The sequence below is a fragment of the Eubacterium callanderi genome (assembly GCF_900142645.1).
Classification (GTDB): domain Bacteria; phylum Bacillota; class Clostridia; order Eubacteriales; family Eubacteriaceae; genus Eubacterium; species Eubacterium callanderi.
On sequence record NZ_FRBP01000003.1, the window covers coordinates 1 to 13,838 of the forward strand.

Genomic DNA, 13,838 nt, shown 5'->3' on the forward strand with positions numbered 1-13,838 from the left:
CATTCACTGGCTGGTTCTGCCCTGTCGTTGGAATAGCATCTACTACCTCTTTCGATTTTACTTTATCAGCCGGTGCATCTGTTGTTACCTCTGCGATGACTTCATCATTCGTAGCTGTCTGTCCATATGGTTTATTTACAACTCCCCCTTGCGCCGTATACAGTTCTGTATCAGTAGCCTGTGGTGTTGTGTCAACAACATTGACTGTAACATCCACTTCTTCCTTGCTTCCATCTGGATATGTCACTACGATCGTTCCTGTGGTTTCTCCCGCTGTATCCGTATCCACTGGGGTCTTCCACTCATACCTTGTTCCCTCTGGAAGATCGTCTTTGTTCCTGATTCCGTCTTCTGCATTTGGCTGACTTCCTTTGTCGACTGTGATTGCTTGCCCTGATGGGTTATATGCATCTGCTGCCAAGCCATAGTTGACCGTTACGGTAGCATCTTCCTTGGTTCCGTCTGCGTAGGTTACTTCCACGGTCACGGTCTGGTCTGCACCATCTGCAGTAGGAGTAGGAATCTCACCTTTGATCGCTTTGGATTTCACTTTCTCTGCTGGTGCCGGAGCCTCTTGGCCATCCTTGGTTTCTGTTACTGTGACTTTGTCCAGAATTGCAGCCTCTTCCGCTTTCTTTCCGTAGTCCTGATTCAGTGTACCACCTTTAGCATCGTATTTGTCCTTATCTGGTGTAGTGAATGTAAATGGGTCTCCCATAACGGGATTGTCTGCATTTGGACTATATGCAACCAGAACAACCTCTGTACCATCTGGCACTAGGTTTGCGTTAACATCCAAAAAGAAATTTCCGGCTACCAGATCCTTATATGGAATCTTGACTGTACCGTATTCATCAGTTGTGTATGTTTTCGTATCTTTATCATAGCCTTGAAGCTTGACGATCACATTTCCAGCATCTTCATTTGTGATTTGGATCAGTCTTGCCGGGTCTGCTGGATCAGCAATCAATGGCTTTGGAACAGTTCCTTCAATCGTTGTCTTTTTAGTGGAATCAAATGTTGTCGTTGTAGTAGTTGGTTTTGATACTAGATAATCGGCAGCGTTGTTTGGTTCTGTCTGATCTGTCATAAATTCCTGTCCATCAGGTACTCCATCACCATCTGTATCTACCTTAGTAGTATCGGTACCAATCTTCCATTCAACAAAATCAAATAGACCATCTTTGTCCGTATCATTCGCATCCAGATAAGCATTTGCATACGAATCATTCAACTGCTTTGGATCATCTCCATTATCATTTGTTGATATACCTTGTTTAGTGTTCAGATAGTCTGCTTCCATCCAGCTATCAAATAAGAAGGATTGCTGATTTTTCTCAATATATTCATTAGCTGCATGTGCAAAATCAGAAAGAGTTACGCTATCTTTTAGTTTATAGGAAATCGTATAGTTACGGCTTTGACCAAGCGTTCCAAAAAAGATTCGGTCCAAATTCTTTCTTGCTGCATCTAACTGCGCCTTTGTATCATTCCCGATGATGCTTAGTTCTGGAACCTGACTTGTATCCACTAAGCCTTGGTCGTTAATTGGTACCGTGAATTCTTCATGGTTTTCATTAATCTTTACGCCGTCCAAATCAGAGCAATATATTTTAATATTATCTGTATCAATATATGGAAGCAACTCTGGTGGTATCTGTTCTTTCACATACACAACCCAGCTATAATCTGTCTGTAGGAAATTCTCAGCAGGTTTGAAGATGTGTATAGAACGAATGGTCATATCATCAGCATTAAATTTAATTTTTTGATTCACTTTACCTTTTGTAAAATCTGTTTCCTTTTCATTCTTATTCTTATTATTACTTTGCAAGATATAACCATTAGAAATACTGTTTGAAGCTATAGCTCCTTTATTGGTCGTCAAAACAGAATTAAATCCAATTGGAGTATCCTGTAAATTAAGACTTTCCAATGTCTGTCCATTTTTCAGCGTGATTTTAACAGACTGTTCACGTGAAAAACCTATCAAAGCATAGTTAGGCAGTTCTGTAACTGGCAGAGACCACATCGCGCCATCGTTATGCTTTTCCAGACTAATATCATCTAAAATAACTTTATCGATTTGTTTATAAAAGGTATCGTTAGTAAAACTCAAAAGATATTTCCCAGCATATTCGTTCGCAGGGTCTGTCCCCCATCCTGTGCTTCCATTAAACCAATATGTAAATATCATAGATAAACTTCCGTCATCCTCAACTTTATTGAAAACAGTAGAGCTATAACGTAGGTTGGTCCCGTTATCAATTCCGGTTGCCGTATAATGTGTTGTAGTATCCAGTCCTCTGATTTCCTGTGCATAGACGGTACCCAAAGACGGCACCATTAGCGTGATGCCCAGTAATACAGAGCACACGCCAATACTCAGTTTTCTTATACCGTATCTTTGTCTTCTTTTGGTCAGTATCTGTAAACTTCTTTTTCTATAAATTGAGTTATTCTTCATAAAAATCAATTTCCTTTTAACTGTAAAATATCGTTTAAAGATAGTGCATTTTATATCCTCAAAAAATTTTTTTTAAAAGTTAGATACATATAAAAAAATTTAATTCTAGATTTTCATATATTTAATTTATATAATAATAAAAACTTACAAAAATGGATTTTCTATAGTCACCTTAGCCTTTCCCTTTTAAAAATAAATTTTTTTCGCATTAAAAATACATATTATTTTTTATCTTTAAACTATAAATAAAATAGTTCATAATTCATAATAAGTCTATACTATTTAGAAGTTATAGCTGTTTTTTACATATTTTTATATATTTTATACATATTTATTCTTTTTCTAATTAAAAATAAATCTACTGTCTCTTAGATATATCTTCAAAAAAGGAACGCCTACTTTAACAACTATATTTTTTGCCAATTGCATTTTCCTGCTTTAATGTATAATAGATTTCGTTAAATTAAACGTCATATGTCTTTTATATTTTTCTCAAGTAATTAAGAATTTTAAGTTGTTATTTTGATTTTTTTAAACACAAAAAATATTTTAGTATGTATATTCTTTTAAAAATTTTCTTATTGAAAAAACTTCATATAACGATTAATGCTCTGTTTTAAAAATATTTTTTTTGGTATAAATAAAAAAAGCAAATAAAAAACTGTGGAGGTGTTAAAATGTGTACTGCAGCAACATACGTAACAAAAGATCATTATTTTGGCCGTAATCTTGATTTGGAATTTTCTTATAATCAAAAAGTAACGATTGTGCCACGAAATTATGAATTTAATTTTCGGAAAGTGAAGCCCATGAAGTCTCATTATGCTATGATTGGTATGGCTTTTGTTGTTGAAAATTATCCATTGTATTATGATGCCACCAATGAAAAAGGCTTAAGTATGGCTGGACTAAATTTTCCTGGAAATGCAGATTATAAACAAGAAGTAGAAGGGATAGATAATATAGCACCTTTTGAGTTTATTCCATGGATTTTAGGTCAATGCGCTACTATTGCTGAGGTAAAAAGTTTGCTCGATCGAATTAATTTAATTAATATCGATTTTAGCAAAGAGTTGCCTTTATCGCCTTTGCATTGGATTATTTCAGACAAAGAAGTATCTATAACCGTAGAATCAGTAAAGGCAGGCTTAAAAATATATGATAATTCAATAGGTATTTTGACTAATAATCCTACTTTTGATATTCAGATGTTTAATCTTAATAATTACATTAATATTACCAAAGAAGTTCCAGAAAATCGTTTTTCAAGTAAATTAGACCTCGATATATATAGTCGTGGTATGGGTGCTATTGGCCTTCCAGGCGATCTTTCTTCATCATCTCGTTTCGTGAAAGCAGCCTTTACTAAACTAAACTCAATTTCTGGAACTTCTGAATCTGAAAGCATTAGTCAGTTTTTTCACATACTTGGTTCAGTCAATCAAGAACGCGGATGTGTTCGTCTGGCTAAAGATACGTACGAAATCACTATTTACAGTTCATGTTGCAATACAGACAAGGGAATTTATTACTATAAAACTTATGAAAATAGTCAAATAACAGGGATTGATTTGTATAATGAAAATCTTGACAGTCAAATTCTTATTTCTTACCCGTTAATTAGTGGACAGCATATAAAAATGCAAAACAGATAATAACATTTTTACCTTTATATTCGATATTAAAAAAATGAAGTTCTATGTTTTTTATCAACTATCAACAATTTGAGCATCTATTGTATGAACCTATTTTAAAAAAACTTTTATATTTGTTTAGAGTTTTCAAATTTTATTTTAACGCTTAACATTATTATAACTTTTAGAATATTTCGACATTTAATAAGTTTCATCAAAAAATCCAAAAGCATGAACCGTTTATAAAATAGATTTTTCCATTTTCTTATTTCAATGGTTCAACCGTAAACAGGTCAATATGTTCTTTCATCTTTCTATTTGGGTTTTTGGTATAGATATTAAACTTTACTTTAACTCCATATTACTTACATAAAAGGTGGTTTTCCTTACAATGTAAAACCCTCTCAATATATAAAATTGAGAGGGTTTTATGAGAGGATGAGGCGCAAATTTTAAACGTTATTATTATCTATACTACCTAAACTTCAGATGAAATAAATGGTCGATCAGTGACATTGAATTAATTTAGGTTAGGAGGGCACCTCGAACTCCGATTGTTAGTAACAACATGCTTTGGAGCCATTCATATTGTTACTGAGATAATAATATATTAATTAAAACATCAAAGCAAGTAATTTTAGGTGTGAAAATGTAAAAAACAATATTTTTTTCTGTGTAAAATTTCAATATATCGATATTTTTTTAAGCTAATGTAATTATCTAATTTATCCTTTTCCATTTTTTGTAGATTAACCCTGTTGTATGTATCTTTTTTCAGTACTATAGTCCATTATTGATTGATTTTTAATGCTATTATCCGTCATTTTATCCATAAATGGCTATTTTACATTTTTATAAACAACGGTCAGTACTTCATTAATTTATTTCTAACAAAATTATAAAAATATTTTCAATAACAATAAATACTCCTACTACTATAAAAGCTCATTTTCAGGGATAAATTATACCATCTAAAATATAATAATCTACTTTACATCTGATCCTATTTGCCAAGATTCAACCTGTTTATAAAAATTTTTGTTTACTCTACTAGATAATTTATAAAAAGATATCGCTATTATACAAACCATAAACAAATTTGTTTTAATCTACTTTCTATTTTTTCTGTAATATTCTTTTCGTTCTCTTTTTACACATACAAATTTTGAATATTAAAAATATTTATTGAAAATTTATAAAATAATCAGATGCTTTAAAAAAACAAAAATTTTATTCAGTATATCCAATAACTTTAATCATAATATAAAATATTTACGCTGTAATTTTCAACAAATATATGTAAATAATATTTCTTTTTTGTATGACTATTGGAAAAGTATTTTAATTTTTTTATACTAATAATACGCTATATTATATCAATTCTTTTTTAAAAGACAAGGAAAGGAAAATACCAATGAATAATTTTTATAAGATCATAAAATCGATTCACGTAATATCTAAACTCCCAATACATGTTTTTGATAAAAAGTTTTTATTAAAAAATCTATATGTTTCAAACCAAGTATACATACTTCCATATGACTTCAAAAAGCATCTTACTCAACCTAATAGCAAGAAATCTCCTTACTTATTTTCTGGAATATTTGACGAAGTTTTCTTACAGTTTTGTTTCAAAGATATCATTCTAATACTTGGTCCATTCATAACCAACCATCTCGATGAAAATAATATACTAAAAAAAATTCGAACAATCACTCGAGACGAAAATTATGAAAACCATTTATCTCGTTACTTACATCACCTACCTGTTTTTCCTTTAGGAGATATTCGTGATATTCTTATTTTATTAAACTTTATATTTAATGGAGATGATGAATGTCCATATTCTAAAGAACTACATCAACAAGTTTCTTTAAATGAAATTAAAATCAAAAATAATACTATTAATAACTATACTAATCGTATTTTTAATGCAGAAAATTATTTATATTATTATGAAGCACAATTATTGGATCTTGTTAGAAAAGGAGATCTGAAAAGCTTAAAAGAAAATTTAGCCAAAACAAGTAACAGTATAATACCCAATGTTAGCGGAGATTTTATCCGTACAGAAAAAAATTATACAATTATCATTTTAGAAAAGCTCTCTTCCCAATCAATTCAATTGGGTCATGATATTACCAATATTTATCGACTTCGTGATTTTTATATTAAACAACTGGAAAATATAACAGAATTGATGGATGTTCTTTACGTTAGGGATACTGCAATTATACATTTCACTAAAATAATGCACGATTTTTTAAGTGGAAGTTGCTCATCTTTTGTAAAATCTGTTATTCAGTTTATTGGCCTTAATTTATATAGTTCGATTAAAATATCAGATATTGCAAACAAGTTTTTTGTATCCGAATCAACTCTCCGCTCTAAATTCAAAAAAGAAATTGGACTTAGTGTCATAGAGTACATAAATAAACGAAAAATCAATGAAGCAAAATTATTACTACGATCTGGCCTCTCCCCTCTTGAAGTTTCTGGTACTCTTGATTATTATGACTATTCTCATTTTTATAAAACTTTCAAAAAGTTTACAGGAGTATCTCCTAAAGATTATCAATTTTCTACCAATCTACTTGATAAAGAAAAGATCATTTAGCAAAAAGTTTTAAATTTTAGAATTCAATCACCATCATTAAAACTATACATCTATATCTACTTATGATATACTATAGAACAACTTATTTTATATAAGTAAGACAGAACTATATAATTTTTAGGTTTTTATTTTCCTAGATTCTGTCCTTAAAAAAGTTATGAGTGTATTTTTTATGAAAGGAGCTAGCGACCTTTACTTAACAATCCGAAGAAAAGATAATATATATCTCTAAAAAAGAGCTGAAATTAATTTAATAATCCAGCTGTGTGATTATATAATTATTAATCTAATAAGTATTTTTTTATATAATTATGGTATAAATGTACTGTGACAGCGAGCTCATTATACATGTATAAAATATCGTATGCAATTGTGATTGTCAATGTAAAGTAAATCATGCTATGAGAAAAAAATATCTTCAACAAAATGTGTATCAGGCCTTACAAACTCGCCTCCATTTTATATTTAAGGAGTTCGATACTATTTATATATCTTTTTCAGGGGGGAAAGATAGCGGTTTATTGTTGAATATTCTTTTAGAATTTCGAGATCGTTACTATCCTTTACGAACAATTGGTGTATTCCATCAGGATTTTGAAGCACAGTATAGCATGACAACAGAATATGTAGAAGAAACTTTTTATACTTTAGAAAAACGCGTAAATGTAGAGTTATACTGGCTTTGTTTACCTATGGCAACACGAACTGCTTTAAGTAGTTATGAAATGTACTGGTATCCTTGGGACGATACAAAAAAAGACTGCTGGGTGCGCCCGATGCCACAACATGATTATGTCATCAATTTAGATCATAATCCTATAACAACTTACCGTTATAAAATGCACCAAGAAGACTTAGCTAAGCAATTTGGCCGTTGGTATCGACGAACACATGGACATAAAAAAACAATTTGTTTGTTAGGAATTCGTGCGGATGAATCGTTGCAACGATATAGCGGTTTTATTAATAAGAAATATGCTTATAAAGAAAAATGTTGGATTACGAAACATTTTAAAGAAGTTTGGACAGCATCACCATTATATGACTGGTCAGTTGAAGATATTTGGCATGCGTATTATCTTTTTGACTTCCCTTATAATAAGCTATATGATCTATACTATAAAGCCGGTCTAACGGTTTCTCAGATGCGTGTCGCTTCCCCTTTCCAAGATTATGCAAAAGATTCCCTTAATCTTTATCGAATAATCGATTTTCAGATGTGGGTAAAACTATTAGGAAGAGTTCAAGGCGCAAATTTTACTATGATTTATGGTAAGACTAAAGCAATGGGATATCGTAAAGTTACTCTTCCTGAAGGTCATACATGGAAATCTTATACACAATTTTTGCTTGCTACACTTCCAACACGGTTACGTCAGAACTACATAAAGAAATTTAATAAATCTATTACGTTTTGGCATACCGTTGGTGGTGGTCTTGAAGAAGAGACCATCCAAGAGTTGGAAGAACATGGCTATCGAATCAAAAGGAATGGGATTTCTAATCATACAATTTTTAAGAATTCAAGAATTATTTTCTTAGACAAGATTCCAGATAATACAGACGACATCAAGTCAACCAAAGATATCCCTAGTTGGAAACGGATGTGTTTTTGTATTTTGAAAAACGATCATATTTGTCGATTCATGGGATTTGGATTGACTCGAGAACAACAGAGGCAACTAAATTATCTTAAGGAAAAATATAATAGTTTGGAGGAACTAGGTAATGAGTAAAAGTCCTGTATATAATATTCAAGCGGTTCCAGTAGAAAAAATTGTACCAAATGATTATAACCCAAATGCTGTTGCACCACCTGAGATGAAATTATTGTATGATAGTATTAAATCGGATGGCTACACAATGCCTATTGTTTGTTATTATGACAAGCTAAAAGATTCTTATATCATCGTCGATGGCTTTCATCGGTATAGAATTATGAAAGAATATACAGATATCTATGAACGAGAGAATGGGCTGCTGCCTGTTTCTGTCATTGATAAACCTCTTGATCAGAGGATTGCAAGTACGATTCGACATAACCGCGCTAGAGGAAGTCATGATGTAGATTTAATGAGCAATATCGTGAAAGAACTCCACGAATTCGGACGTTCAGACACATGGATCGCTAAACATTTGGGAATGGAGAAAGACGAGATTCTTCGTCTGAAACAGATCACAGGCGTTGCCGCCTTATTTAAAGAGGTTGACTTTGGACAAGCTTGGGAACCCATGGAAGAGGAAGAACTGTTAATGGATAGTTAATCCCAAAAGGGTGAATAAGAAAAATAAATATATTGAAGCCGGTGTGCTTTTTGTGCTAAATTCATACGATAAGCTATACACTCATACATAAACCAAAAATTAAAACGTTTCTCCTCATCTGATAATGCTTCAATGGCTTTCTTTTATCTACGTATCTCGTAGTCTAGCACTTACAAGGTGTTATTGGATACTTTTAACAAGTATGATATACTTCTTTGGACTGTATTCTGGGGACAACGAAAAACATTTTGCTAAAAAACCGTACATCATCGATCTTTTGTTTTTGCAAAAGCTTTCTAAAGAGTTTTAACATACTAAATTTTTTATCCGACAATTAAACGCCCTTTTAGTAAAATATGTTTTAAACCAGACAAAAAGCACACACTCTTATAACTTTTACCATCTAGATACTTTTCTTGTATCCCTCAATATTAATATAAGTGCCCTTTAAAACCATGCCGTTGCAAAATTTTGCATCCCATTGCTTTTTAAGCAAATTTCATCTACATAGACATAATGATAAGTTTTGGGAGTTGGTTAAATCCACTATGTCACAATTTGTTTATAATCTTTTTTCTTCAGATCCTTTAGGATACCATACTATCTCAGTGATCTTCGAAAACATCTTCAATCCGGTAAATAGAAAATTCGGCTAGATACTATACTATCTCTAACAAACAGTATGGGATTATGTCTTTTTTATTTTGCAAAACTTCCCCTAACATCCTTTTTTAAAAAATTAAATATCACAAACATCCCCTTATTTACTTAAACTTTTGTAATAATAAGAAATGTGGTAACAAAAATACCTTTATCTCTATATTCAACAAATACGTTGTTTTTTTTTTGTACCTCCACCAACAACAAATATCATGGACATATTAAATAAATTACGTAAATATAATTATTTTTTACACAAAAAATATTCAAATACATGACAAAAAACTTTTTTAATGATTTATAAGACAAGTACTACCAAACCAAGTATTTAAAACTCACCTATAACTCTACAATAGTGTACTTTTAGAAAGCTACACAACTAGAAGTATGGCGAGTAAAATATAACAATATTCATACTTTTAAACAGTTAAATTGCAGTGATTTTATTAATTCAAATTAATAATTATTTATTTTACGATAATATTTTTTAGTATTTTATAATTTATTTAAATAATTTCTCATAAATAGTCATTTGATATCTACGATAATCTTATCTTTTATATGAAATTTAATTTTACGAGCTGCTAGGTTCACGGGATAGACAGTAGCCTATAACTTATGTTATACTAGCCATGCAAAAAAAGATTTTCGATATTTATCCATATTTATAATGATCTTGTAAATAGCAAAAAGTATTTCCGCTTTAAGTACTCAGTCATAACATAATAAATTTTCAAAAATCAGAGCATTTTGTTTTTAAATATATTTCAAGGAAAAGAATTGAAAAAAAGGAGGTAGACGCATGGTTATTGATCGGTTTAATGGAGATGATGAAAGTTATATTCTATACTATTTGGAGGTACATAAACGTGTATCTAATCGCGATCTTTGTGAAGCATTACATTTATCGACTTCAACCATTCGTAAAAAGCTTGCTAAAATGGAGGAAAAGGGGCTCCTCATAAGAACTCATGGTGGTGCTGCTAGTATTGATGCCGACCGCGATGAAACCATGAAGCGAAAATCCAGAATCAATATTTTAAATAAAAAAGCCATCGCAGCAGAGGCTTGTCGATTAATTAATGATGGTGATGTCTTGGCTCTTGGAGGTGGCTCCACAGTAGCAGAGATGGCACCCTGGCTTTTAAAGCTAAAAGAAGCTGTGATTCTAACAGATTCCACCGTTATGTCGACACTTACCATTCCCAACCAAAAATTGGAGGTACACATTAACAGTGGGATTGTTCGAGGACGTACCGGTTGTGTCGTTGGTCCAACATCGGATATTCTTTTTCAGTCGTATAGCGCAGACAAAGCATTTATTGGTTGTGATGCTTTTGATATTGAATTCGGTGCAGGAAGCGATAATATTCTTGTGGGAAAAGTAGAAAAGGTGATGCTAAAATGTGCAAGAGAGCGCTATATTCTCTGTGACAGCACAAAACTCAATCAAAATGCCCTTTGTTCTTTTATCAAAATTTCAGAGATCACAGCGCTGATTACGGATGATGACGCAAACCCAGAATATATCAAACGGATGAGAGACGCTGGGCTTAAAGTAATTCTTGCCACAATTCCGCGTTTGTCAGAGCCAGAAACGGACATTAAGGGAAAAGATGTCCCTTTAGAGAGCAAAACGCTCAAAAAAACGGAATAAATCTCAATATGACCTTTTTGAACGAGTTATTATCAAAAGCCTGGAAACCTTTTATTTTAAAGGGTTTCCAGGCTTTTTGGTTTTCTTGACATTTTAAAAAAATCCATTCATAATAAAAGTAATCGATAACCCCAAACAGACATTTTGGACAATTCAAACATCCAAAAGAGGTGATATTATCGAAATTTTACATGAAAAATATCGAGTAAATCAGGATGCAAATGCGCTGATTTCTCAAATACAAAATTTTGCATTAGACATGGATGGAACCATTTATCTGGATGAAACATGGATTGATGGTGCCAAGGTTTTTCTGGAACGAATTGAGCAAACGGGCCGGAATTATTGTTTTATGACAAACAACTCATCTAAAAATGCAGAAATTTATGTGGAAAAATTACATAAAATGGGTCTCGACATCGATCCACAAAAACAGTTGATCACTTCTGGGCATGCTACCATTGACTACCTAAAACGAAATTTTCCCGAGAAAAGTGTATACCTTTTTGGAAATAAGGCACTTATGGATGAATTTGAAAAAAATGGCATCTGTCTGGAAGAAGACCATCCTGATGTATTGATTTCTGCATTTGATACTTCTTTCAACTATACAAAACTATGTAAATTTTGTGATTTAGTACGCGAAGGCCTTCCATACATTGGTACACATCCAGATTATAACTGTCCAACCCAAAATGGATTTGTCCCAGATATTGGAGCCTTTCATGCCTATGTAAGCGCATCGACAGGACGAATGCCGGATAAGATCATCGGAAAGCCAAACAAAGAAATAATCGACTATACCTTAAATGTGTTGAGTGCTAAACCTGAAAATACAGCAGTTGTAGGTGACCGGCTGTATACTGATGTAAAATCTGGTGTTTTCAACGGCCTTTTTGGTATTTTGGTACTTAGTGGAGAGGCCCGATTGGCTGATCTTCCGGGATCGGATGTAAAACCACATCTCGTTTTCGATTCCGTGAAAAATATCACACCATTATTGTAAGGTGGCCATCAGGCGAGATCGGAGGGAAAAAATGTATGTAATAGGAATCGATTTGGGAACACAAAGTTTAAAAGGCCTTTTGGTCGATATAAATGGAAAAATCATAATGGAGGCAAATTGCGCACATGATCCGGTATATCCATACCCAGCATGGGCAGAACAAGTCGTAGCAGACTGGATCCATTCTTTTAAGAAAGTGGTACATGAATTAATACAAAAAAGTGGAGTCGCGCCAGAGGAAATTGGAACAATCGGGATGGATGCGATTAATGACAGTATTGTTGTCATTGATCACGAGGGAAATCCGATGATGAATTCAATTATCTGGCTAGATCGTCGCGCTGAAACAGAAATTAAAACAATTGAAAAAAAAATTTCTTCAGAACGCGTATTTGAAATCACAGGTTTAAACCTGGATTCATCTCATACTGCTGCAAAGATGCTATGGGTTAAAAAACATCATCCAGAGATATATGAAAAATGCAAAAACATCCTAAATGTGGATAGTTTTATGGTACATTGGATGACCGGAGAAAGTGTGGTGGATTATGCCCAAGCGTCAGCATCAATGTTATACAACGTTACAGATAAATGCTGGGACGCTGAGATGGCAAAAGTCTTTGATATTGATCCACAGCTATTAGGCAGAATCGGAAAACCGGAGGAAGTTTGCGGTCATTTAACAGAGCAGGCCGCAAAAGAGCTAGGTTTGACCACAAAGACGAAAGTGATCATCGGTACAGGTGACGAACATTCTGCCTGTGTAGGATCTGGACTCGTGAAACCAGGCATGGTGTGTGATATCACGGGAACTGCAGAACCTGTGGCAGCTGTGGCGGACAAACCAGTATTTGATAAGATTGGAAATTTAGTGGAAACTCATCATCATGCGGATGCAAGATGGTGGCTAATCGAAAACCCTGGCTTCGTATCTGGCGGCTCCACACGTTGGTTCCGCGACAATATTATGCGATATGACAATTACGACATAATGAATGTTATGGCTGCGACATCTCCAGTAGGTTCTAATGGCGTTATTTTTCTCCCATGCATGCAAGGAGCAATGACGCCGACTTGGAATGGAAACGCAAGAGGAACCTTTACCGGATTAACATTGAACAATAATTTTGATGATTTAGCACGAGCTGTATTTGAAGGCATTGCATTCGGTCTCAGGGACAATGTGGACCGCTTTGAAGAAATCGGTATGGATTGTTCAAATGTACGTATCGTCGGTGGTAGTACAAAATCACCTTTATGGTGTCAGATGAAAGCAGACTTACTGGGTAAACCCATGACGGCAACTAAAAGCGCGGAAGGTGCGGCGATTGGTGCAGCAATGTTAGCAAGCGTAGCAGAAGGTAATTTCAAAGATCTGGACGAAGCAGCAGAAGCCATGGTCGAACTAGGCGCAACCTATGAACCAGACGTACAAAAAAAGGCATCCTATGATGAAGCTTATGGCCGCTACAAAGAGTGTTATGCTGCGATGGAACTATTTTTTGATAAATGTTACAGCTAGAAAGGAACAA

General features: G+C 33.3%; 8 protein-coding genes. 7 read left to right on the forward strand and 1 reads right to left on the reverse strand.

The window, feature by feature from the left end; all coding sequences use genetic code 11:
- Positions 1-2,467 (reverse strand): Rib/alpha-like domain-containing protein (locus BUC22_RS03930; RefSeq protein ID WP_159435612.1); only part of this gene is annotated, 2,467 nt, incomplete at its 3' end.
- A 677-nt stretch (positions 2,468-3,144) separates the two neighbouring features.
- Between BUC22_RS03930 and bsh the strand changes: the two genes are divergently transcribed.
- The 7 genes from bsh to BUC22_RS03965 all read left to right on the forward strand — a co-directional run bounded on the left by bsh (position 3,145) and on the right by BUC22_RS03965 (position 13,828).
- Complete coding sequence (bsh, locus tag BUC22_RS03935; RefSeq protein WP_013380161.1) at positions 3,145-4,122, forward strand: choloylglycine hydrolase; 978 nt, start codon at positions 3,145-3,147, stop codon at positions 4,120-4,122.
- 1,393 nt (positions 4,123-5,515) lie between these two features.
- On the forward strand, positions 5,516-6,718 hold the full coding sequence (locus BUC22_RS03940; protein WP_013380159.1) for a YSIRK-targeted surface antigen transcriptional regulator: 1,203 nt from the start codon (positions 5,516-5,518) through the stop codon (positions 6,716-6,718).
- 401 nt (positions 6,719-7,119) lie between these two features.
- Positions 7,120-8,454 carry a phosphoadenosine phosphosulfate reductase gene (locus BUC22_RS03945; RefSeq protein WP_013380157.1) on the forward strand — a complete coding sequence of 445 codons (1,335 nt, stop codon included), beginning with the start codon at positions 7,120-7,122 and terminating at the stop codon, positions 8,452-8,454.
- Positions 8,447-8,983 carry an IbrB-like domain-containing protein gene (locus BUC22_RS03950; protein ID WP_013380156.1) on the forward strand — a complete coding sequence of 179 codons (537 nt, stop codon included), beginning with the start codon at positions 8,447-8,449 and terminating at the stop codon, positions 8,981-8,983. Before BUC22_RS03945 ends, BUC22_RS03950 begins: the two co-directional genes overlap by 8 nt.
- Before the next feature lie 1,462 nt (positions 8,984-10,445).
- Positions 10,446-11,300 carry a DeoR/GlpR family DNA-binding transcription regulator gene (locus BUC22_RS03955; protein ID WP_013380155.1) on the forward strand — a complete coding sequence of 285 codons (855 nt, stop codon included), beginning with the start codon at positions 10,446-10,448 and terminating at the stop codon, positions 11,298-11,300.
- A gap of 238 nt (positions 11,301-11,538) precedes the next feature.
- Entirely contained in the window at positions 11,539-12,306 is a 768-nt protein-coding gene (locus BUC22_RS03960) for an HAD-IIA family hydrolase (RefSeq protein WP_338070036.1), read from the forward strand.
- A 31-nt stretch (positions 12,307-12,337) separates the two neighbouring features.
- Positions 12,338-13,828: a xylulokinase gene (locus tag BUC22_RS03965; protein ID WP_013380152.1), complete on the forward strand. Its 1,491-nt coding sequence runs from the start codon at positions 12,338-12,340 to the stop codon at positions 13,826-13,828.
- Positions 13,829-13,838 lie beyond the last annotated feature (10 nt).